Here is a 21,099-nt window from a genome sequence, read left to right as displayed (position 1 = left end):
CAGGCTGCTGCGCTGTTCCCCTGTCTCACGGGCGCAGCGCGGCGAGGCGCGCGCTGCCACGGCCGGGCGCCTCCGCCGCTGCGGCGGCGGCCAGCAAGGCCAGGCTGCTGCTGTAATAGCCTTGGTCGTTTGCGGCGCCAGCGACGGCTTGCCCCACGGCACCGCCCGGCTGGACCAGCCGGCGGATGGCGGCATGCCCGAGGTTGGCCGAATAGGGCGCGATGCGATTGTCGCTCAATGTCACCCAGGCAGGCTGGTATGGGTGGGCAGCATCCTCCCAGAAGGCGCCGACGCGTTGCACCAGCGGTGACCGCCAGCGGCCCGACCAGACGAGGTAGATGGGCAGCCGGACCGCGTCATCGCCAAAGCGGTCGCCGCGGACTGGCTCAGGCTCGACGGCCCCGCCACGACGCCGCAGTACCACCCAGTCGGCCGGGAGTGACCACCGACCATGGCGTGCTTCGAGCATCAGGCGCTCGCCCTCGGCGATCAGGGCCGGCCATGCCGGATGCGGGTGGGCGGCGGCCAGGGCCTCCAACGCGGGGAAGACGTAGTAGGAGGGGTTCAGGACCAGGTGGTTGCCATGGTCGAAGCCCCAGGCCCCTGGCATGAGGACGACCCGGCCGTCGATCTGCCGGCAGGAGACGCGGATGATGTCCTGAGCGATCGCAAGTGCCATGGCGCGATAGCCCTCGCCTGGCCAGCGTTCCTCCGCGCGCAGCAAGGCCCAGGCGTGAAAGATGTCCGCATCTGTTGCAGAGTTGATGTCATCCACCCCGCCCACCGGGCGGAAGCGCCAAGCCAGGAGGCGGTCCCCGCGGATGGCGAGATTGGCTCGGGTCCAGCGAAAGATGCGCTCGAAGGTGGGCCTGTCGTCATGGATGGTGGCGAGCAGCATTCCCCAGGCCTGGCCCTCGGAATGGGAAATTCCCGCATTGCCGTTATCCACGACCCGTCCGGAGGGAGCAACAAACCGTTGCTTGAAGTGACCCCATGGCGTTGGCGCCGCCTGGGGTTCGTGCGCAAAGCCCCCCAGACAGATGGCTGGCATGGAAAGGACGGCACGTCGGCTGAGGAAAGCGGGCATGCAGGTTGTTCCGGCAAGGCGTTAATTTAGCGTTAACAACCTATAGTTGTAATCGTCATCGCAATGACGTGGAGAATGGTTGAGTTGTGTTGATGCGCGCGTCGTCCACCCGCGGTCAGCCGGGGGCGGCGGTGGGGAATCCTGCAAAGGCGTAGCCTGCCGGCCGAACCGTCACGATGACGCCAGAACCGAGCTTCTGCCGCAGCTTGCAGATGACCGTGTCCACCGCCCGATCTCCCGGATGCAGCGGCCGCCCGAAAACGCGGTGGCAGAGGTCTGCGCGGCTGACAGCTGTGCCTCCCGCGTTCGCCAGTTCCTGGAGCACCCCGAACTCTGCCGTGGTGAGGCCGCAGGGGGTGCCATCCGTGCGGATCACGTCCCGCCGGGTTTCTGACAGCGCCCAGGTGTATCGGGGCAGCTCCGCGGCGGGACGCATGCGGCGCAGCACGGCGCGCATGCGGGCCATGATCTCGCGCTGCGGGACGGATTTGTGGACCTGGTCATCGGCCCCCATCTCCAAGTTGATGATCCGGTCCACTGGATCGGACATGGCGGTCAGGATGATCACGGGAACGCCGGACACGGCGCGAATGCGGCTCAGGACCTCGGTTCCGGTCACGTCGCCCAGGTGCTGCTCCAGCAGGATCAGGTCCGGGGCCTCAAGCTGCAGCCGAACAGGCAGTTCAGCCGGATCCTGAATGGAACTCACGCGGTAGCCGTGGCCGGTGAGGTACTGCGTGAGCCGGCGCAGATGCTCGGTGTCCCGATCCAGCAGCAGGATCCGCTCCGCGAGCGGCGCGGGCGGTGCGCCGGCCTCGCGCCGGCTGACCCGGGTCGTCTTTGCGCCCATCAGCGAGGCCCGGCCCCCGCGTGCCTGGATAGGCTCATGGAGGGATGGCGCCGCCTCGGGCCGGTTGGCCATGGAAGGCATGGCGTCACCCTCGCTCGTGCGCATGCCTTTCCTCCGTGACCGAGGGATCCGCCTCATGGAGTTCGCGTTCGAGCGCTGCCGTGGCCCTCTGCCAGGCGGTGAATTCGCGTGAAACCTCGCCGCCGGTCACGGCCACATGCTCGAGGCGTGTCGTCGCCTCTGCCGCCGAAGCGGCATCGAGTTCGCGCAGCACAGGCGCAAGTCGCCGGGCTGCGGCCGCGAGGCTGGTCATGTCCCCGCGTGCGGCGTGTCCTGGCAGCAGGTTCAGCCCGGTCCGCACCTCCTGCATGAAGCCGCGGATGATTGGCTCGGCCGCTGCGCCCATGCGCTCGCGAAGCCTTGCAGCACCATGGGCCAGCCCGTCGGCCGGGCCAGCCGACGCTTCTCCTCGCCGGCGTGTCACTTCGGCCAACTTGTCCAGCAGCTGGGCGCGGTTGATCGGCTTGGCCAGGTGCCCGTCCATGCCTGCTTCCAGGCAGGCCTCGACCTGGTCGATCATGGCCGAGGCACTGAGCGCGATGATGACGACATGGGCGGCCGGACCCTCCAGAGCGCGGATGCGGCGGGTCGCTTCCAGCCCGTCCATCCCCGGCATCTGCACGTCCATCAGCACCACGTCGTACTGCGTGCGCTGGACCGCCTCCACCGCCGCCATGCCGTCGGCCACCAGGTCCACGACATGGCCCGCTTTTTCCAGCATCACGCGCGCCAGGCTGCGGTTCACCAGGATATCGTCGGCCACCAACAGGCGCAGCTGGCGCGTGGCCTCGGGCTCGGCCGCGGGAGATGGTTCGGATGCGAGCGCTGCGTCGGCAATCTCGGGTTCACTGACCGCCGGCACCGGCAGCTCGACCCAGAACAGTGCGCCGCGGACGGGAGCGGAGTCACAGCCGATCCGCCCGTCCATGGCGGCCACGAGCTGTGCCGAAATGGCGAGGCCGAGCCCGGTGGAGGGTGCGCCCGGCTCGACCGGCGCACCGATCTGGCTGAAGTCGCGGAACAAGAGGCTCCGCTTTTCCTCTGGGATGCCGGTGCCCGAATCCTCCACCTCGATCCGGACCCAGCCGGGCCGGATCTGGCTCAGCCGCATGACCACGCGCCCGGCAGCCGGCGTGAACTTCACAGCGTTCGACAGCAGGTTCAGGAGGATCTGGCGAAGGCATAGCGGGTCCACAAGCACGGTTGCGGGAAGGGCGGCGTCCACGTCGAGCGCGAGGGCGATGCGACGGCGCTCCACCTCGGGCGCCACGAGGGCCGCGCACACCTCGGCAAGCGGACGCAGCGCTGTAGCGCGGGGCTTCATGTCCAGGCTCCGTGCTTCCGCCTTGGAGAGATCGAGCAGCGTGTTCACCACGTCCCGCAGATGCGCGGCCGCGTTGTAGACAAGGCCCAACTGCTCGCGCTGGCCTGTACCGAGATCGCTGTTCTGCAGCAGCAACTCCGCGAAGCCCAGCACGGCATTCAGCGGTGTGCGCAGCTCATGCGACATGCGGGCGAGGAACATGCCCTTGGCCGCCGAAGCGCCCTGCGCCATGTCGCGCGCAACGCTGAGCTCCGCCATGGCGCGCTTCAGCTCCGTGATGTCGGTGCGGATGCCCACGATGCCGCCATCGGGCATCGGGCGTTCCGTCAGTAGCAGCCAGCGCCCATCCGGGAGCAGGCGCTCGAATTGCAGCAGTTCGCCTCTGCGGCGGCGCTGCTTCAGATCATGGAGGAAGGCCTCGATCGCGGCCTCGGTCGGCTCGCCTTTGAGCTGCGGATATTGGCCGCGCCTGGCGCCTTCGCGAATGATGTCGTCGAACCGCGCCCCTGGCTGGATGAAGGGAGCGGAGATCCGGTACATGTCGCGGTAGCTGCGGTTGGAGACGACCAGCCGGTCCTCCGCGTCGAACATGACGAAGCCGTCCGTCATGCTGTCCAGCGCATCCTCCAGCTGCCGCCGCCAGGCAAGGCGATCCGCCTCTGCGCGGTCACGCTGGGCGAGCCACACGATCAGAGCGATCATGAGGGCGATGGTCAGCACCACGAACGCGGCCGAAATCATCACAGTGCGGTCGCGGTTGGCACGCCAGGCGGCCAGTGCAGCGTCCACCTCCATCTCGGTCGAGAGCCGCAGTGCCGGGTACAAGGTCTGCCATGATGTGCCGATCACCTCGCGCCCATCGAGGCGTGAAGCGTGGATGGCTGGGGTGGTCCTTTCCCCTGTGCTGGGGGCGAGCCGAAGCCCCTGGCTCTGCGCCGTGGCCGCGAGAATGGTGCCGCCCGCACGCTCCAGCCAGACCCGGAGCCCTGGAGTCTCGATCCCCGGCGCCATCAGGTTGGCAAGCATGGGAACCTGCACCTCGGCCACGCCATGCACGTCACCCAGGCCCGGAAGATGCAGCGGCCGTGCGAAGAAGACCGACCACTCGCCATTGGCCGCATTGCGGACCGGCTCGCTCACCAGCAACCCGCCGGCGCTGAGGCCTGCGCTGACATAGCCTGGCCCGATCGGAGCTGGGAGCGGACGCCGGCGCGAAGCCGGCAGAGCCGCCGCGATGGTGCGGCCAGCGCCATCCACGAGCAACAGATCACGGACGGCAAAGTTCTGGCTGTTGATATGGCGCAGTTGCCCGTTTACGCGCTCCAAATCTCGGCTTTCGGTCGTATTCGCTGCCGTCCCGGGGCTGCTCAGGACAGGCGCGAGCAGGGCGGGAAGGCTCGCGAGTGTAGCATCGACCTGAAAGAGCGTTCGGTTGATCGCGTCGCGGACGGCGTGCCCCGCGCGCTCGGTCAAGCCGGTCGCGCTCTCCATCGCTGTGCGGCGAGAGGCATCAAGCAATGCCGCGACCGCCAGGGCCTGTGTGAGGAGGAGCACGACGCCGCAAACGGCAATGCCGATGCGAAGGGGGCGGCCATGGGTCATTGTGTTGGCATCCCGGCGCGGATCCCGGTCGTGGCAGCGAGGCTGTCATTCCAGACGCGGGCACAGTTTTCGCCACAGCGGTCTAGCCAGCGCGGCAGTACCGTCTGGCGCACGAGGCGCTGGCGCATCTGCTCATCGGCGGCGCTGACCGGAACCACCCGCATGCGCCCTCGGAGGCCGCCCGTGCAATCCGCGTGACCGGCATTGCAGCGCAGCCCCTGTAAGGTGTCCTGCTCCGCCGCTGTCCAGATTTCCTCTTCCAGCGCGGTCAACCCGAGGCTGATCTGGCTACGTACCTCGTCGGGCAGGGCTGCCCAGCTTGGTCCGTGCGCGGCGAAGACGCTGACACCCCAAGAGAGTGCCATGGTGTGCACATGGCTCGTCACCTCATGAAGTCCGATCGAGTTGCCCGACAATGTGCCCGTGATGGCGCATTCCACCGTGCCCCTGCGGATGGAGCCGACGATCTCCGCGAAGGGAATGACGACCGGAAGGGCGCCGACTGCTTCCATGAGATCGGCCTGGGTGGCCGAGGAGGTTCGGACACGTCGGCCCACGATGTCGCCGAGGCCGGAGAAGGGACGGGCGCAGAAGAGCACCTGAGCCGGGTAGGCATAGACCGCGAGCACTTCCAGTTCGTGATTCTCTCGCAGGATGCGCGTGAAGACGGAACGGAATGCCTGCACATTGCGCCGCAGGTGGGCCATGTCCGGGTTCAGAGCCGCAAGGTCGGAGGCCATGAGTTCGGGCTCGTCGGCGCCCGCGATGGTGAGGATCAGTGTCCCGAAGGGCACCACGCCGACGCGCATGAGATGGATGAATTCAGAGCCCCGGATGCCGCTGCGGTCGAAGGGGGCGATCTCTGCCTGGACGCGTCCACCTGTCAGGCGGGGGACGCGCTCGAGCCAGAATGGGACCTCGTAACGGTCATATTGGGTCACGCCGGCGAGCCCGCCCACGATCTTGAGCTGGATGGGCGCCTCCTGCGCCGAGGTTGTCTTGGGCGTCACGTCGAGGGCGATAAGAAGGAGGATGGTGACCCCAATCCTGCAGATGCGCCGGAGCCTTCCTCCCGCCATCCAGCTTGGCTGCAACAAAGGCCCGGCGTGGCCCGGTTTGACGGTCATCTGCTGCCATCTCGGATTGTATTAAGGAACTCTTAACACGTTAAGGTTGTATCAGCGGATGGATGGCCGTTCCAGTCTTCGGTAGAAATGAAATGTTGAGTTTTGTAGTCAGATGTTGATGTTTCGCCCTTTGGTGCTGCCTGCACTGGAACTTAGACGGGTGCTTCGGGGATCGCCGAAGGAACGAAGCGCACAAGAATGCGAGGAAAAAGAGACTAAAAGAAGATTTTTTCGATAAAGCGTAGTCGGGGCACGATCGCGATCTGCGGTCAGGCTTCTCCCTGGCGAATCTGCTGCACCGTGAGGATGCCGTCGTGAGGAGCCTTCTCGGACTCGCACGGCTTCGCGAACCGTCAAACGGCCCCAGCCCCTTCCCCCGGGACGGCCTGTTCGACCGGCGGCAGGCAGCCAGGGTAGTTGGGCTTCTTGCCACTACTTCAGCCCACTGCATCTACTTCGGGGCGCCACGGGTCGCCCGGAGTGCCGGGGTGCTGATACGGAGAAATGCCCAACTCTTCCGCGATCCTCCGCCACGTGGTCAGTGAAGAAGGGCGGATGGATGGAGCGCGCCGGCGAGCCGCGCGCTGCACAGTCGGGATGGCAACCCACCGCTGCTTCATCCCCCGCGTGCAAGGTATGTTCAGTTCCGGAAGGTCGGAATAGCGGGAGGTCGTGCCAGCACCTGGCTAGGCTCGCATGTCGTCAGTCCACGTGGGAGGGCTTGTGGTCCACGTCCAACGCCGGGTCGACGGGATGCGAGGCGGCACACTGCGCTCACCCTTTCCCATTCAGCATCCGAAACACGGTGCCACCGATATGGTCGACCTTCGCCCGGACTGCTCTACAGCGCCTGCATGAAGGGGGAGCTGACGGGCTACTCGCCTCAAGGGGCGCAGCGGCTTCGAAGGAGAGGACAACTCATTTCGGTCACGGCAGCCACCTTGTCAGGCAGATCCGCTGACCCGATCGAGAACTGGTCCGCTCCTGCTGTTAGCTATTTTCGGTAGGACCGGATCAAGCCGGACAGGGTGCCCTGCACCTCGACCCGGTCAGCGCCGAAAATCTTGGTCTCGTAGAGAGAGTTGCAGGGCTCGAGCGCAATAGAATTGCCTCTCTTCCTGATTTTCTTCAGGGTTGCCTCGGCCTTGTCGACCAGGGCAACAACAATGTCCCCGTTCTCGAAGGTCGACCCGAGGCGGATGACCGCGATGTCGCCGTCCAGTATGCCCGCATCGCACATCGAATCGCCGGTGACCTTCACTGCGTAGTGCGGGCCTGCGTGAAGGATATCGGACGGCACGTCGATATAGGAATTCGTCTCGCCGATGGCCTCTTTCGGGCTGCCTGCGGCAATATTGCCTAGAAGCGGAATTTTATGGGCCCTGGTCTCCGAGAAAGATTCAATGAACGGATCAACGGATCGCAAAGATGAGATCGATTTATCTTGCCGGTCGCTACCCATTTTTTGCGTTGGGAGGCGAACCACTTCAAGAGCTCGGGCCCGATGGGCGCGTCGACGGAGAAAACCTCGTTCCTCCAATGCAGTGATGAGGCGATGCACACCCGATTTTGATCTGAGATCAAGGCCATCCTTCATCTCGTCGAACGAGGGGGAAAACCCCGTTGTCTCGAGATGCTGATGGATGAACATGAGCAACTCATGCTGCTTGCGGGTGAGCATGCTATGACAACTTCCATGGGTTGGCAGCACGATCGCGCTGCTAGCCGGTACAAACCATAAACATTCTGCTTGTTCTACAAAGGTTCTGCCGGCAGGTCAAACAGAGTTTTCGAGGCGTTGGCCGGGTCGGCCAGATTCAATCGGGCGCTACGGCGCGAGTTCTTGGGCTGATGCCGTTCCGTTGCTCGGTGACCGCCCCATCTCGCTGCTGCGAAGCGTACAATGCGCCCGGCGCTCGGGTGGAGCGCGGCTTCCCTGCCTCCGATCGCCCCTTTCAGGAGGCCGCGCAGATCACGGAACCGCCCGCCAATACCCGCCGGGCCCACTTCTACTCGGGTTGATCGTTGACGCGACACAATCGGTCCGCTGCGCCGGACACCCGGCTATGACGAAACGCAGTGGAAGTCGTCGCTTCTGCGTGATCACGGGCTCGGCGGCTGTCGTCTGATCCGTCTCCACCGGTCACCCACGGCGAGAGATCCGGCCTGCCTCCGGTCCTTGCCGACTGCGCCCTTGAGCGGTCGGTGTGACTCGGGCCTCAGCAGGGCTAGGACACTGGCTGCTCTTCGCTGGGCTGTCGGGTTGGCGCCATCTCTGTCTCACCGCGTCTCAACTGCGGCGGCAGCCCATGGAACAGCTACGGTGCATCGTTCAGAGGGATCTCCACATCGAGAAGCGGCGCGTGCTGTTGGGCGCCGTAGACATCCGTGTCTCCAAAGCCCCCCGCTGGCACAAGGCGTGGCAAGCTAGCCTTGAAAGCGGCCGCAGCGTCATAGGCCGTGAAGAGCACATCCTCTTCGGGCACGCCGTAGAGTCGAGCGAAAAGTGCCGGGTTCAGAACGCCCGTCGCCTTCACGCGGCGATAAAGCTCGTGGTCCTCGAACAGGACGTCGATCGTGACGATGAAAGGGCCGGCATTCTTGCTCTTGCAGACCTGCGCGATGTCACGGATGCGGGCCATGGTCAAACGCTCTCATACTCGATGGGGAAGATGGCGCAGGGGTCGTTCAGCGCCAACGTGTGGAAGACGCTGAAGCGGTAAAGGGGGCCCAATTCGATGTCGGATGGCGAGAAGGGAAAGGCCATGTTCCCCTCCTTGCAGAGCCTGCCCGGGAAATCAGCATGCAGCAGCGATGTCCGTGCCATGGCCAGGACGGCACTGGCGATTTCCTGCGTGCCGGCGACCACCTCGATCACGAAACCCAACTCGTGGCCGGTGACGGCGGGCGTTGGCTCCCAGCCGGCCATGACCCCATCCTTTCCGTAGACGCGAAGTGACATCCGCCAAGCCGAGGGCGGAACGCCGAAAGCTTCGGCCTTGGCCGAGACCTTGACGCGATGGACGGCCAGGTAGTCATCGATCTGACGGATCAGCACGGGGTCACGCGTGCCGCAGATGGTGATGGCGCGATAACCGTCGCGCTCAACCCCCTCCAGCTTGACCGTGTACTGCGCTGAAGGAACCCAGCGCATGCCGCTGACCTTCACTGCGCGGTCACTCACCGGCTCGAAGGTGACATCCGAGGTATCGAGCATGCCGCCCGGCTCCGTGTGGTGAATTGGGCTCGCGTTTTCATGCAGGGCAAAGTTGGCGACGGAGAGGGGCGTGCAGCGGCGGATCGGGTTGGGAGGCTCGCAGACGAGGTGATCGTCACGGAGGGTCACCAGCAGGCAGTCTGGCTCCTTTGGGACAGCCGGCTCGGCGCCGCACTCCAGCATCTTGCCGGCATACCAGGCGACGGCGGGCGGGATGCCCGCGCGCAACGCGACGGCAGCCCATTGGGCTGGGTCACTGCTGCGGCCGCAGAGAATCACTTGCGCACCACCATCCAGCGCACGCGCGATGGGCTCTGGACCCATCATGGCGACGATGCGTTCAGCGCGATCAATGGTGGCTGCGTCGAGGGGAGGCAGCTTGGCGAGCGCCTTGACGCGCCCCGAAGTGACGGCCTCGCGCAGCATGGCACGCTCCGGCTCGGCATGGATCAGCGCCATCCGAAAGGAGAGTTGTTCCTCGCGCGCGATCTCGCGGACCAGTGCCGCTGTGTCCTGCAGATGTGGCTCGCCGCCGGCGCCACCGGCGGTCCCGATGATGCACGGGATCTTCGCCGCCATGGCAGCCAGCAGCATCAGCTTGAGGTCGCGCTTCACCGAGAGGCGCGAGGTGAAGGAGGTGCCGGCGCCCAGGTAGTGCGGCCCCGGATCGGTGCTGCCGCCATCGGCGCCGATTGCATGCGGCGCCCGCGCCATCCCGATTTTCAGCGATTCCTCGGCATAGCCATAGCCGAGGATACCGCTGGTCGAGAGCATCCGAACTTCTGTCATGGCGCGCGCCGAATCAGACCGTCGCGCGTGGCCTGCTCCCATTTTGCGTCATCGGAGCGCATCAGGGCCTGCAATTGCTCCAGGTCCATCGGTGCTGCCTCGTTGCCGAGCGTGGCATAGCGCGCGCGCATGGCAGGCGTGGCGATGATCTCGTTGATCGCGGTATTGAGCTGGGTGGCGATCGCTGTCGGCAGGCGCGCCGGGGCGAGAATGGCGAACCAGCCCACGAAGTCCGTCCCCGGCACGCCGGCCTCGGTCAGCGTGGGCACCTCGGGCAGGTAGGGCGAGCGTTGCGGCGAAGTGACGCCGATTACACGCACCTGGCCGGAGGCGACAAGCGCCGCAGCCGTGGCCGGGCTTCCCCATGCGACAGGCAGATGTCCTGCCGTCAGGTCTGCCAGATAGGCGCCGCTGCCGCGATAGGGCACCTCGTTCAGCTCGATCCCGGCGCGGAGGGCGAATTGCCGTGCCGCGAAGGAGGATTGCGCGTCCGATGTTCCCTGGGGGACGCCACCCGGCTGGGCACGGGCCGCGGCGATCAGACCGGCGACGTTCTGGAACGGCGCGCGCATGCTGGCCATCATCACCATCGGGTACCTGGCGGTGATGGACAGCAGCGTGAAGTCCGTGACCGGATCGTAGGGCAGGGGCCCCAACTGACGGGCCATGATGTGCGTGCTCGTTTGAGCGCCGAGCGTGTAGCCGTCGGGCGCGCTACGGGCCACGGCCTCCGTGCCCACGATTCCGTTGGCGCCCGGGCGGTTCTCAACCACGAAGCTGCGGCCAAAGCGGGCGGTCAGTTGCTCGGCGATGGCGCGCGTTGTCACATCCGTGCCACCGCCCGCGGCGTAGGGCACAATGATCCGCACGCTGCGCGAGGGCCAGACATCTTGCGCCCGGGCGATAGTCGGCAGGACGATGGCTGCACCGAGTGCGGTGCGGCGTGTGAGGGTGGTTGCTGGCATCGTTTTTCTCCCGGTTCTTGGTTTCAGGTGCGCCAGTCTCGCGCATTCGGGCGCTTGAGGCCCAGGTTTTCGCGCAGCGTCGGGCCCGCATAGTCCTTGTGATAGAGCCCGCGACGCTGGAGTTCGGGCACCACGAAGCGCGTGAAGTCCTCGAAAGCACCAGGCGTGTGGGTCGCGGCCAGCACGAACCCGTCGCAGGCGCGGGTCGTAAACCAATCCTCCATCTGGTCTGCCACGTCCTTCGGCGTGCCCACGAAGTTCGGGAACTCCTTGATGGTGCCGCGGCCTGAGAAATGCACGAAGTCCCGCACGGTCGGGTTCGGCTTGCCGCTCAGCATCACCACGCGGTCCTTGAAGCCGGTCCAGGACATCTTCTGGAGTTCCTCGTCGGTGAACTCGCTGTCCAGGTCCTTGCTCGCAAAATCGAAATTCGTGACCTCGGAAAGCAGCACCAGGCCATCCACCGGCTTGGAAAGCTCCAGGATGGCTTCCCGCTTGGCCTCCGCGATCGCGCGCGTCTCGCCCACGCAGACGTAGCATGCGGGTGCGACGAAGACCTTCTCCGGGTCGCGCCCTGCTTCGGCCACGGCGGCCTTGAGGTCGGCATACTGCTTCCGACCAGATTCGATGTTGAGATAGACCACGAAGATCAGCTCGCCCCAGCGCCCTGCGAAGCGGCGCCCGCGGCCCGATTGTCCGGCCTGGATCAGCACCGGATGCCCCTGCGGCGAGCGTGGTACGGAGAGCGGGCCCTTCGAGCGGAAGTACTTGCCCTTGTAGTTCAGCGCGTTAACACGGGAGCCATCTGCGAAGCGGCCCGTCGCCTTGTCCGCGATGATGGCTCCCTCCTCCCAGCTGTCCCAATGGCCCATAACGCATTCGACGAATTCGTCGGCGCGGTCATAGCGCATGTCATGCTCGAGATGCTCGGAGCGGCCGAAATTGGCGGCCTCCGAATCATTGAGCGACGTGACGATGTTCCATGCCGAACGCCCACGCGTCATCAGATCCAGCGTCGCGAAGAGGCGCGCCACGTGGAAAGGCTCATAATACGTCGTCGAGTAGGTCGCGCCGAGGCCAAGATTCTTCGTGGCGCAGCCGATGGCGGTCAGGATGGAGATGGGATCCATCTTCACCACCCGGATTCCGTTCTCGACCGCCTCTCGATGGTCATGGCCGTAAATGTCGGGCATGGCCAGGCGATCGTCGAAGAAGGCAAGGTGGAATTTTCCGTCCTCGAGCACGCGGCCGATCCGCTGGAAGTAGTCGGGCGTCAGGAAATCGAGCGCATTGGCGGGATGCCGCCAGGAGCCTGGGGCGATCGAGCAGTTCTGGGCCTGCATGAAGCCCACCATGGCCATTTGGCGCGGTGTCTGTGTCATCCGGATCGGTTTCCTCAGGCGTTTGATTGTCGGTGAGGTTACGGGTGGGCACGACTTTCGTCCAGACGAATTGTGCACACGGTTGCATTAAAATTTTGGCTTTAACCCTGGAGTGTTGTCAGGACGTCGCGTCGAGAGTCGATAATTTGTGGGGACGTTTGCGCGTGCTTCGGGCCGCGTGCTACGCCAAGGATATGGACCATCCGACCCGCCGCGCGCGCGCGACGATCCTGACCCTGTCCCGGAGTGCCGGCGTTTCTCCCTCCACCGTCTCGCGTGCGCTGAAGGGCGATCCGCGGATCTCGAAGTCCATGCGTGCGCGCATCGCAGAACTCGCAAGTGACGCCGGCTACATGCCCAATGCCCTCGCGCGCACGCTCTCCTCGGGGCGCAGCGGCCTGCTTGGCCTCGTGCTTGGCCCGCGCAGCAACCCCTTCTATGCGATGCTGCTGGAGGAAGTGGTGGCCCAGAGTGCCGAGCGCGGACTGCGTTTCCTGATCCTGCATGCCGGGCCGGGTCCAATCGAGGACCGCACGACCGAGGCCCTGCTCCAGTATCAGATGGATGGCTGTCTCATCACATCGGCCGACATGTCCTCCCGCGCCGCGGAGATCTGCGCGGCTAACGGCGTTCCCGTGGTGATGATCAACCGTGTACCGCGTCTGCATGCCAGCGCCGTCTCCTGCGACAATGCCGAAGGTGGGGCGCGCATGGCCGAACATCTGTTGCAGGGCGGACACCGCCGCGCTGCGATCATCCACACGGGCGGTGCCAGTTCGAACGGCATCGACCGTGAGCGTGGATTCAGCGAAGTCTTCCAGGCTGGTGGAGGCGCAATCACCTCACGCTTCGATGGCCGCTCGGTCTACGAGGGCGGCCACGCAGCTGGTCGCGACATCGCGGCGATGGCCCCGGAGATGCGGCCCGATTGTGTTTTCGCGGTCAGCGACATCATCGCCATGGGGACCATGGACGCCCTGCGCGAAGCGGGTCTCGCCGTTCCGCGCGACATATCCGTCAGCGGTTTCGACAGCATCCCCGAGGCGGCGCGAGCCGCCTATGACATCACGAGCTTCGAGCAGCCACTCGTCGCGATGGTGCGGCGTGGGCTCGACCTGCTGGCGGCCCGCATCCTCGAGCCGGGCTTGCCTGACGAAGCAGTTACCCTGCGTGGCCATCTGATTGTGCGCGGTTCAACGCGGCGCGGTTGAAGGCTCCGTTGATGCGGCTGGCCGTGAGACACGCGTGGACTCCGCTGTCGAGAGGCTGCGCCCCGCTCAGTTGATCTCACGGATCGCATGCATGGCGGCGGGCGTACCCGGGAGGGGTGCATGGTTCATTGGATCCGCAGCGTCTCCCTCGGTGCTGAGGAGTTTCGGTCTCGCCTGATTGTTCGCGCTTTGCTCATGTCGGGCTCCGATGGGCGGCCGCTCGAGTGTGTCCACCGGCGGCGGATGAGGCGACGCCTCGCGACCTGAATGCCTCTTGCCAGAACCGCCCCCCCAACGTGGCTTTCCGGCCCGGCATACGAGGCGGGTGAGTGCTTCGGCCACGCACGCTGGCCGACGCCCAGGTTGCTATCGGGGTACCTCCGTAGCCGAGGACACATGCCCCAAGATTTGAACCAGCGGACCGAATGCGGCCGTGCGGCTGACAGGCTATCTTGCGCTTGGGCGGTCAGGCTGGCGCCGTCGGTGCCATCACAGCGAACTACCGCCACAGATGAGTATTTGCTGGCCCGTGATGGCGCCCCCATCCGCGCCAAGCAAGAAGCTGGTCAGTGCCGCGACCTCATCGGGGCGGATGTAGCGCCCGATTGGCGGCAGCTTAGGCACCATCGCACTGCGTGCCGGGTCGCGCAGCATGGCCGTGTCGGTTGCCGCCGGCGCCACGACATTGGCGGTGATCCCACGCGGCGCGAGTTCGATCGCCCAGGACCGAACCATTGCCACCAGTGCGGCCTTGCTTGCGGCATATTGACTGCGGCCGGCGGCCCCGGCAGCGGTGCGGCTGCCGATGAGTACAACGCGCCCGCCATCGGGCATGCGCGGCACCAGCAGATCCACCAAGAGGGATGCTGCCTCGACATGTAGGCGCCAGAGGATGCGCCCCGCTTCCGCATCCAGCGCGCCGACGAGCCCCCCGCGCATCATCCCGGCTGCATGCACGAAGGCGGTGGGTTGGAGGTCTGCGATGGCGGCAGGCAGCGCCGAAGCGTCAAGGAGATCCACGGCGCGATGCGCGTAGCGGGCGTCGGTGACGCCGGGGTCGTTGCGGCTGAGTCCGGTGACGCGCCACCCTTCCCGCAGCAGGCGGGAAGCGATGGCCGCGCCTATGCCGGAGCTGCTGCCGGTGACGATCGCATGGCCCGGGCTGGCCTCTGGCGGCATGCGGCGTCTCCCTTCGGCCGGTTGCGATGCGCTTGACAGCGTTGCTGGCTGACGGATAGCAACACACGAGAAATCGAACAAGTGTTCGCAATCCGAACAAGCGATGGGAGGCGGGAGGATGGACGGACCACACACTCGCGTCGAGAACCCGAAGAACCTGGTTCAATCGGTTGCCAAGGCGTTTGCCGTCCTCAAGGCATTCGGGCCCGACCGGCCGGAACTTACCCTCGCCGAGGTGGCGGCACAGACCGGCCATGACCGTGGCACGGCCTTTCGCCTCGTCCACACGCTGGTCGATCTCGGCTACCTCCGCCCGATCCCGGATGCACGTCGATTCCGGCTCACGCTGAAATGCCTGGAACTAGGTTATGCCGCGCTCTCCGCGGATGATCTGCCGACGCATGCCCGGCCACTGCTCCGTGAGCTTGTTCCGAACCTGGCCGATGCCGGCTCGCTGGGGGTGCTGGAAAAGGGGGAGGTGATCTACCTCGCTCGTGTCGAGGCTGGGTTGGAGCGGCATGGTGTTGTACGTCGCCCCGGCACACGGATCGGCGCCTATGCGACTGCGCTTGGCCAGGCGATCCTGGCCTGGCTGCCGCGGGAGGAGCAGGTCGCGCAGCTAGAGAGCGTGCCGCGCGTGAAGCTTTCCGACCGCACGCTGACAGACGTGGACGCGCTGCTGGCGCGGCTCGATGAGGTGCGGGCGCGGGGTTATGCTGTTTCGGACGGTGAGAACGCCTACGGCCTGAGGACCGTCGCGGCCCCCGTGCTCGATGCCCGTGGCGCACCGGCGGCGGGGGTCAGTCTCACCATCGGCAGCGACCGCCTGTCTCTGCCCGAATTCATCGGCCTGACCGCGCCCCGGGTGTGCGCCTTGGCCGAGGAGCTTGGTACCGGGTTGCGCCTCTCCTTCGGTACCATCGGAGCAGGGGGGGCATCGCGATGAACCGGCCGGTCCTGCGCTTGATCGCGGACGACCTGACGGGCGCCCTGGACTCGGCCGGCGAGCTAACCGGGCTGTGCGGCCCCGTTCCCCTGCGTTGGGCGCTTGGCGGGGAGGGGATCGGCAGCCTCGCCATCGATACCGCCTCCCGGGAGGTATCGCGCGACGTCGCCTTAGCGGCGGTGCGTGCGGCCGCGCCCTCGATGTGCGGGGCGGACATCGCCTTCAAGAAGATCGATAGCCTTCTGCGCGGCCATGTTGCGGCGGAGCTTGCCGCCTGCATGGAGGGCAGCGGTTGGCAGCATGTCGTGCTCGCGCCGGCCTTTCCCGCGCAGGGCCGGATCACGCGCGACGGGCGCGTCCTGGTGCAGCACGCGGACGGCACGCTTGAGCCTGTCGCGCGCGACCTTGCGGCCTTGTTGGCCGCGGAGGGATTGCAGCTGCAACGGGGCGATCCGGCGGCCGCGCTGCCGCCTGGCCTATCCGTGTTCGATGCCGCGGAGGATACCGATCTCGCCCGCATCGCTGCGCTGGGCCGGGCCGCCTCGGGGCCGGTTTTGTGGTGTGGCAGCGGCGGCCTTGCGCGTGCGCTGGCTGGCCCCGCGGCGGCGCAGGCCACCACGGCGCTGGTTCCTCCAGTGCTTGGCCTGTTCGGCTCGGATCAGCCGGTCACCACGCGGCAATTGGCCGCATGTGGAGGCTGGGCCTTGGCCATCACTGCCGGCGATGAAGTATCGGCTTCGCAGGTGGGACAGCGGCTGAGGTCGGCCGGTGTCGCGATGGTGAGCGTCACGCTGCCGCGCGGCCTCGACCGAGCCGAGGCTGCGCGGCGCATCGCCACGACATTCGCGGGTCTCACGCATCGCTTGCCGCCCCCCGGGACACTCATCGTGGCGGGCGGCGAAACGCTGCGGGCGGTGTGCGCCGCACTTGGCGCGCGCGGACTCGACGCTGTCGGCATCGTACAGCCCGGCGTTCCCCGTTCCGTGCTGCGCGGCGGCGCGTGGGACGATGTCCCCGTCGTCTCGAAGTCCGGCGCCTTTGGCGGTGACTCGCTGTGGCGCGACCTGCTGGTCCATTCAGTTCTGACGTCCCGGAGCATTCCCGCATGACCACGCGCCACCTCGCCATCACCATGGGGGATCCAGCGGGCATCGGCCCCGAGATCATCGTAAAGGCCTGCGCTGCGCTGCGCGATCGCATCGAGACTGGCGCGCTGCGCCTGCTCGTAATCGGGAGCGGCGCTGCGCTGGCGCGTGCGCGCGATGCGCTGTCACCGGGGTTCGCCTTTCCCGAGGTGACGGCCGAGCAGGGCCATTGGCCCGCCCTGGCCTTTCTCCAGGCTGCGCCCGAAGGCGCGCCGATCCTGCCGGGCGTGCTGAGCGCCGATGGTGGTCGCTTCGCCTACCTCGCCATCGATCACGGCGTGCGCCTCGCGCAATCCGGCCGGGTCGGCGCCATAGTCACCGCGCCGCTCAACAAGGAAGCGCTGAACAAGGCCGGCTATCACTATGCCGGCCATACCGAGATGCTGGCGGAACTCACCGGTGTAAAGGGTAGCGTGATGCTGCTGGCCCACGGCAACATGCGCGTGAGCCACGTCACGACGCATTGCGCGCTGGAGGATGTCCCGAAGCGTGTCACGCCGGAGCGCATCCGCCTGGTTCTGGAGCTGACGCAGCAGGCGCTGCGCGGCCTGGGCATTGAGCATCCACACATCGCGGTCGCGGCGCTGAACCCGCATGCCGGCGAGGGCGGGCTGTTCGGCCGCCAGGATATTGATGTCGTCGCGCCCACCATCGCGCAGGCCGTCGCGGATGGCATGCACGTCACCGGGCCCGTGCCGGGCGACACCGTTTTCGTGAAGCTGCGCGCGGGCCAGTTCGATGCCGTGGTCGCGATGTATCACGACCAGGGGCACATCCCGGTGAAGCTGCTGGGCTTCCATGTCGATCCTGCCACGGGGAAATGGGATGCGCTGTCGGGCGTGAACATCACGCTCGGCCTGCCCGTGATCCGCACCTCCGTGGATCACGGGACCGCCTTCGACATCGCGGGCCAAGGCATCGCCAGCGAGCGCAGCCTGATCGAGGCCATCGAATACGCCGAGCTGCTCGCCGCGCACCGCACCCTCGGCCCGGAAGCCGCCGCATGACGGATCTGCTGCGTCCCATCGACATCGACCGCCCGGCGCGCATCGCCTTCGGCTCAGGCCAGATCACTACCCTGGGCACTTGGGCGCGCGAGCAGGGCATCAGGCGCTGCTTGGTGGTCGCCGGCGGCTTCAACGCCGCCCGTGTGGCGCTGCTTGACCTGCCTGGCGAGGTTGCGGTCTTCGGAGAGGTGAAGCCCGAGCCCGATATCCCGAACCTGGACGCCGCGCTGGCCCTGGCCAAGCGCGTGCGGCCGCAACTGGTCGTGGGCTTTGGCGGTGGCAGCGCGATGGACCTGGCCAAGTTGGTGGCTGTGCTACCGGGCAGCGGACAGACGCTGCAAGAGGTGGTTGGGCCGGAGAAGGTCGCGGGCCGCCGCGTTGGGCTGGCACAGGTCGCCACCACATCGGGCACCGGCAGCGAGGCCGGGTCGCGCGCGCTGGTGACGGACCCCGCGACGCAGAACAAACTCGCGGTGCAAAGCCGCCACATGATCGCCGACCTCGCCGTGGTGGACCCTGACCTAACGATGAGCGTGCCTCCCGCGGTGACGGCTGCAACCGGTGTCGATGCACTGGCGCATTGCGCCGAGGCTTTCACCAGTCGCAAGGCGCACCCCACGATCGACCTTTACGCGCTAGAGGGCATCCGCCTGGTTGGCCGCTTTTTGGCGCGCGCCGTGGCCGATGGCAGCGACCGCGAGGCAAGAGCTGGCCTGGCGCTCGCCTCGCTGTATGGCGGTTTCTGCCTGGGCCCCGTGAACACCACCGCGGGGCATGCAGTGGCCTATCCGTTGGGCACACGGCACCACGTCGCGCACGGTCTCTCCTGCGCGGTGATCTTCCCGCACACGCTGGCCTTCAATGCGTCGGTCATGCCCGACAAGACCGCGCTGATGCTCGATGCGCTGGGCCTGTCCGGTGCCCGGGACGTGCTGGCGGCGAGCCATGGGTGGTGTGCCACGCTCGGCATCGAGATGCGCCTCTCGGCCCTCGGCGTGCCGCAGGACGACCTGCCCCTCATGGCGACGGAAGCGCATGCCATCCGCCGTTTGCTCGATAACAACCCGCGCGAGATGACCCGAGACGACATCCTCGGCCTATACCGCGCGGCCTTCTGAGGAAGCCCCAATGCCCGACGCCGGCGTGATCGACCGCCACGAAGTCCTGGCCCCCGCCCTAGGCGACCCGGCACGCATCGAGGCCTTCATCCCCACGCCTTGCGTGCAGAACCATGCCGCCTTCCTGCTGCCGCTGCCCGGTGGCGACATGGGCTGCGTCTGGTTCGGAGGCACGCAGGAGGGGGTGCCCGACGTTTCGGTGCATTTCTCGCGCCTGGCAGCCGGCGCGGATCGCTGGTCGCCGGCAGAGCGCTTGTCGGATGATCCGACGCGCTCCGAGCAGAACCCACTGCTGTTCCATGCCCCGGATGGACGGCTCTGGCTTCTTTGGACAGCGCAGGTCTCGGGCAACCAGGACACTGCCATCATCCGGCGCCGGATTTCGGCCGATGGCGGGCGCAGCTGGGGGGCCATCGAGACGTTGTTCGGCGAGCAGCCAGGGTTCGGCACCTTCATCCGCAGCCCCATCGTGGTGCTGGACAATGGCGACTGGCTGCTGCCGATCTGGCGCTGCACCAAGCCGCCCGTGGGTGCCTGGACGGGCGATCTCGACACCAGCTCGGTGATGATCTCCTCTGATGCCGGCGCGACCTGGACCGAGCATGCGGTGCCCGGCAGCAGGGGCTGCGTCCATATGAGTATTGTGGACGTGCGCGACGGCACCCTGGTCGCTTTCTATCGCAGCCGCTGGGCGGACTCGATCTATGTCGCCCGCTCCTCTGATGGCGGGCGCAATTGGTCCGCGCCGGTGCCGACGGAGCTGCCCAACAACAATTCGTCCGTGATGGCGACCCGGCTCGCCGATGGGCGTCTAGCCTTGGTGTACAACCACTCGAGCGCGGCGGATGCGACCGGGCGGCGTCTTTCACTCTACGACGACATCGGCGGCGAGGAGCTGGCCCCTGCAGCCCCCCCTTCGGGCCGCGGCGCCTTCTGGGGTGCGCCGCGGGCGCCCATGACGCTGGCGCTCTCCGCCGACCAGGGGCGTAGCTGGCCAATCCGCCGCGACCTTGAGTCCGGCGACGGCTACTGCCTGACCAACAATTCGAAGGACCGGCTGAACCGGGAATTCTCCTACCCCTCGCTTTGCCAGACGCCGGATGGAGCACTGCACATCGCCTACACCTACTGGCGCCAGGCCATCAAATATGTGCGCGTCGCACCCGACTGGGCTGCGGGGGACGACGCATGACTGCGCTGCACCCGTGCGGCGTATTCAGCGCCGCACTAACGCCGATCACGGCGGAGCACGTGCCGGATCATGCGCTGTTCGTGACGCATTGCCGGCGCTTGCTGGCGGAAGGCTGCGACGGTATCGCGATGCTCGGCACAACGGGCGAGGCAAATTCCTTCACCTCCGACGAGCGCCGCGCGCTGCTGGAAGCGGTCGTCGGCGCCGGCATCCCGGCCGAGCGCCTGCTGCCCGGCACGGGCGTGGCGGCGCTGAGCGAGACGGTGGCGCTGACGCGGCATGCTCTCTCGCTCGGTGTCACCACGGTCGTGATGCTGCCGCCCTTCTACTACAAGGGCGTCACCGAGGATGGCCTCTTCGCTGCCTATGCCGAGGTGGTGGAGCGCCTCGCCGATCGGCGCCTGCGGATCGTGCTGTATCACATCCCACAGATGTCGGCGGTGCCGATTCCCTTCGCGGTGATCGCGCGGCTGCGCGCGGCGTTTCCCGGCACCTTCACCGGCATCAAGGATTCCGCCGGCGACCTCGCGCATATGGAGGCGCTCGTTGAAGCCTTCCCTAGTCTTGCGGTGCTGGCCGGTGCCGACCCGCTGATGCTGCCGCTGCTGCGAAAGGGCGGCGCGGGCTGCATCACCGCAACATCCAACATTGTCGCCGCCGACCTCGCCTTCGTGTTCCGCCACTTCGCCGATCCCGACCGCGCATCGGAGGTGGAGGCGGCGCAGGCGCGCATCGTCGCCATGCGCAACCGGGCCTCCCGGTTCGCCCAGATGGCCTCGCTGAAGGCGCTGCTGGCGGATCGTACCGCCGAGCTGGGTTGGCACCGGCTGCGCCCGCCGCTGCTCCCTCTTTCCCCGGCCGAGCGGAGCGCGCTGCTGGACGATTGAATTCACCAACG

17 protein-coding genes are annotated in these 21,099 nt (G+C 66.7%); 7 read left to right on the top strand and 10 right to left on the bottom strand.

Annotated features, from left to right (window positions below):
* Positions 1-25 precede the first annotated feature (25 nt).
* The 9 genes from R9Z33_RS16945 to R9Z33_RS16905 all read right to left on the bottom strand — a co-directional run bounded on the left by R9Z33_RS16945 (position 26) and on the right by R9Z33_RS16905 (position 12,403).
* Positions 26-1,051, bottom strand: coding sequence for a glycosyl hydrolase family 8 (locus tag R9Z33_RS16945; protein ID WP_318651664.1), 1,026 nt, complete (start codon positions 1,049-1,051; stop codon positions 26-28).
* A gap of 151 nt (positions 1,052-1,202) precedes the next feature.
* Complete coding sequence (locus R9Z33_RS16940; RefSeq protein ID WP_318647746.1) at positions 1,203-2,042, bottom strand: response regulator transcription factor; 840 nt, start codon at positions 2,040-2,042, stop codon at positions 1,203-1,205.
* Positions 2,023-4,923, bottom strand: coding sequence for a response regulator (locus R9Z33_RS16935; protein ID WP_318647745.1), 2,901 nt, complete (start codon positions 4,921-4,923; stop codon positions 2,023-2,025). Before R9Z33_RS16935 ends, R9Z33_RS16940 begins: the two co-directional genes overlap by 20 nt.
* Positions 4,920-6,050 (bottom strand): TRAP transporter substrate-binding protein, encoded by a 1,131-nt coding sequence (locus R9Z33_RS16930; RefSeq protein ID WP_318647744.1) that lies wholly within the window; start codon positions 6,048-6,050, stop codon positions 4,920-4,922. The genes R9Z33_RS16935 and R9Z33_RS16930 overlap by 4 nt, the downstream gene beginning before the upstream one ends.
* Positions 6,051-7,044: 994 nt before the next feature.
* On the bottom strand, positions 7,045-7,731 hold the full coding sequence (gene lexA, locus R9Z33_RS16925; RefSeq protein WP_318647743.1) for a transcriptional repressor LexA: 687 nt from the start codon (positions 7,729-7,731) through the stop codon (positions 7,045-7,047).
* A 637-nt stretch (positions 7,732-8,368) separates the two neighbouring features.
* Entirely contained in the window at positions 8,369-8,692 is a 324-nt protein-coding gene (locus R9Z33_RS16920) for a DUF4387 domain-containing protein (RefSeq protein ID WP_318647742.1), read from the bottom strand.
* A gap of 2 nt (positions 8,693-8,694) precedes the next feature.
* A complete protein-coding gene (locus R9Z33_RS16915) occupies positions 8,695-10,041 on the bottom strand; it encodes an acyclic terpene utilization AtuA family protein (protein ID WP_318647741.1) in 1,347 nt (448 codons plus the stop codon).
* Positions 10,042-10,052: 11 nt separating this feature from the next.
* Positions 10,053-11,021, bottom strand: a complete 969-nt coding sequence (locus tag R9Z33_RS16910) for a Bug family tripartite tricarboxylate transporter substrate binding protein (protein WP_318647740.1) — start codon at positions 11,019-11,021, stop codon at positions 10,053-10,055.
* A 23-nt stretch (positions 11,022-11,044) separates the two neighbouring features.
* Complete coding sequence (locus R9Z33_RS16905) at positions 11,045-12,403, bottom strand: LLM class flavin-dependent oxidoreductase (RefSeq protein ID WP_318647739.1); 1,359 nt, start codon at positions 12,401-12,403, stop codon at positions 11,045-11,047.
* A gap of 194 nt (positions 12,404-12,597) precedes the next feature.
* Here R9Z33_RS16905 and R9Z33_RS16900 point away from each other — a divergent pair, with 194 nt between their 5' ends.
* On the top strand, positions 12,598-13,614 hold the full coding sequence (locus tag R9Z33_RS16900) for a LacI family DNA-binding transcriptional regulator (RefSeq protein WP_318647738.1): 1,017 nt from the start codon (positions 12,598-12,600) through the stop codon (positions 13,612-13,614).
* Positions 13,615-14,103: 489 nt separating this feature from the next.
* Here the strand turns inward: R9Z33_RS16900 and R9Z33_RS16895 are convergent, their stop codons facing one another.
* Positions 14,104-14,874: an SDR family NAD(P)-dependent oxidoreductase gene (locus R9Z33_RS16895; protein WP_318647737.1), complete on the bottom strand. Its 771-nt coding sequence runs from the start codon at positions 14,872-14,874 to the stop codon at positions 14,104-14,106.
* 37 nt (positions 14,875-14,911) lie between these two features.
* Between R9Z33_RS16895 and R9Z33_RS16890 the strand changes: the two genes are divergently transcribed.
* Genes R9Z33_RS16890 through R9Z33_RS16865 form a run of 6 tightly spaced genes read left to right on the top strand, consistent with a single transcriptional unit; the run spans position 14,912 to position 21,088 of the window.
* Complete coding sequence (locus R9Z33_RS16890) at positions 14,912-15,739, top strand: IclR family transcriptional regulator (protein ID WP_318647736.1); 828 nt, start codon at positions 14,912-14,914, stop codon at positions 15,737-15,739.
* Complete coding sequence (locus tag R9Z33_RS16885) at positions 15,736-16,848, top strand: four-carbon acid sugar kinase family protein (protein ID WP_318647735.1); 1,113 nt, start codon at positions 15,736-15,738, stop codon at positions 16,846-16,848. The genes R9Z33_RS16890 and R9Z33_RS16885 overlap by 4 nt, the downstream gene beginning before the upstream one ends.
* The gene (gene pdxA / locus R9Z33_RS16880; RefSeq protein ID WP_318647734.1) at positions 16,845-17,891 is read left to right on the top strand and encodes a 4-hydroxythreonine-4-phosphate dehydrogenase PdxA; all 1,047 of its coding nucleotides are present in this window, start codon (positions 16,845-16,847) and stop codon (positions 17,889-17,891) included. Before R9Z33_RS16885 ends, pdxA begins: the two co-directional genes overlap by 4 nt.
* On the top strand, positions 17,888-19,009 hold the full coding sequence (locus R9Z33_RS16875; RefSeq protein ID WP_318647733.1) for an iron-containing alcohol dehydrogenase: 1,122 nt from the start codon (positions 17,888-17,890) through the stop codon (positions 19,007-19,009). The genes pdxA and R9Z33_RS16875 overlap by 4 nt, the downstream gene beginning before the upstream one ends.
* A 10-nt stretch (positions 19,010-19,019) precedes the next feature.
* Positions 19,020-20,201 carry a sialidase family protein gene (locus tag R9Z33_RS16870; protein ID WP_318647732.1) on the top strand — a complete coding sequence of 394 codons (1,182 nt, stop codon included), beginning with the start codon at positions 19,020-19,022 and terminating at the stop codon, positions 20,199-20,201.
* Positions 20,198-21,088 carry a dihydrodipicolinate synthase family protein gene (locus tag R9Z33_RS16865; RefSeq protein ID WP_318647731.1) on the top strand — a complete coding sequence of 297 codons (891 nt, stop codon included), beginning with the start codon at positions 20,198-20,200 and terminating at the stop codon, positions 21,086-21,088. Before R9Z33_RS16870 ends, R9Z33_RS16865 begins: the two co-directional genes overlap by 4 nt.
* Positions 21,089-21,099: the final 11 nt, after the last annotated feature.

This window comes from Sediminicoccus rosea (genome assembly GCF_033547095.1).
In the GTDB taxonomy this organism is placed as follows: Bacteria; Pseudomonadota; Alphaproteobacteria; order Acetobacterales; family Acetobacteraceae; genus Roseococcus; species Roseococcus rosea.
Note: the sequence above shows the minus strand (reverse complement) of the source record. Positions and strands in the feature narration are given on the sequence as shown.

Excerpts from the sequence above, each read along its gene's own strand:
- R9Z33_RS16900 (WP_318647738.1), top strand. The coding sequence starts at position 12,598 with ATGGACCATCCGACCCGCCGCGCGCGCGCGACGATCCTGACCCTGTCC.
- R9Z33_RS16935 (WP_318647745.1), bottom strand. The coding sequence starts at position 4,923 with ATGACCCATGGCCGCCCCCTTCGCATCGGCATTGCCGTTTGCGGCGTC.
- R9Z33_RS16920 (WP_318647742.1), bottom strand. The coding sequence starts at position 8,692 with ATGGCCCGCATCCGTGACATCGCGCAGGTCTGCAAGAGCAAGAATGCC.
- R9Z33_RS16915 (WP_318647741.1), bottom strand. The coding sequence starts at position 10,041 with ATGCTCTCGACCAGCGGTATCCTCGGCTATGGCTATGCCGAGGAATCG.
- pdxA (WP_318647734.1), top strand. The coding sequence starts at position 16,845 with ATGACCACGCGCCACCTCGCCATCACCATGGGGGATCCAGCGGGCATC.
- R9Z33_RS16910 (WP_318647740.1), bottom strand. The coding sequence starts at position 11,021 with ATGCCAGCAACCACCCTCACACGCCGCACCGCACTCGGTGCAGCCATC.
- R9Z33_RS16865 (WP_318647731.1), top strand. The coding sequence starts at position 20,198 with ATGACTGCGCTGCACCCGTGCGGCGTATTCAGCGCCGCACTAACGCCG.
- R9Z33_RS16940 (WP_318647746.1), bottom strand. The coding sequence starts at position 2,042 with ATGCGCACGAGCGAGGGTGACGCCATGCCTTCCATGGCCAACCGGCCC.
- R9Z33_RS16945 (WP_318651664.1), bottom strand. The coding sequence starts at position 1,051 with ATGCCAGCCATCTGTCTGGGGGGCTTTGCGCACGAACCCCAGGCGGCG.
- R9Z33_RS16905 (WP_318647739.1), bottom strand. The coding sequence starts at position 12,403 with ATGACACAGACACCGCGCCAAATGGCCATGGTGGGCTTCATGCAGGCC.
- R9Z33_RS16870 (WP_318647732.1), top strand. The coding sequence starts at position 19,020 with ATGCCCGACGCCGGCGTGATCGACCGCCACGAAGTCCTGGCCCCCGCC.
- R9Z33_RS16930 (WP_318647744.1), bottom strand. The coding sequence starts at position 6,050 with ATGACCGTCAAACCGGGCCACGCCGGGCCTTTGTTGCAGCCAAGCTGG.
- lexA (WP_318647743.1), bottom strand. The coding sequence starts at position 7,731 with ATGCTCACCCGCAAGCAGCATGAGTTGCTCATGTTCATCCATCAGCAT.
- R9Z33_RS16875 (WP_318647733.1), top strand. The coding sequence starts at position 17,888 with ATGACGGATCTGCTGCGTCCCATCGACATCGACCGCCCGGCGCGCATC.
- R9Z33_RS16890 (WP_318647736.1), top strand. The coding sequence starts at position 14,912 with ATGGACGGACCACACACTCGCGTCGAGAACCCGAAGAACCTGGTTCAA.
- R9Z33_RS16885 (WP_318647735.1), top strand. The coding sequence starts at position 15,736 with ATGAACCGGCCGGTCCTGCGCTTGATCGCGGACGACCTGACGGGCGCC.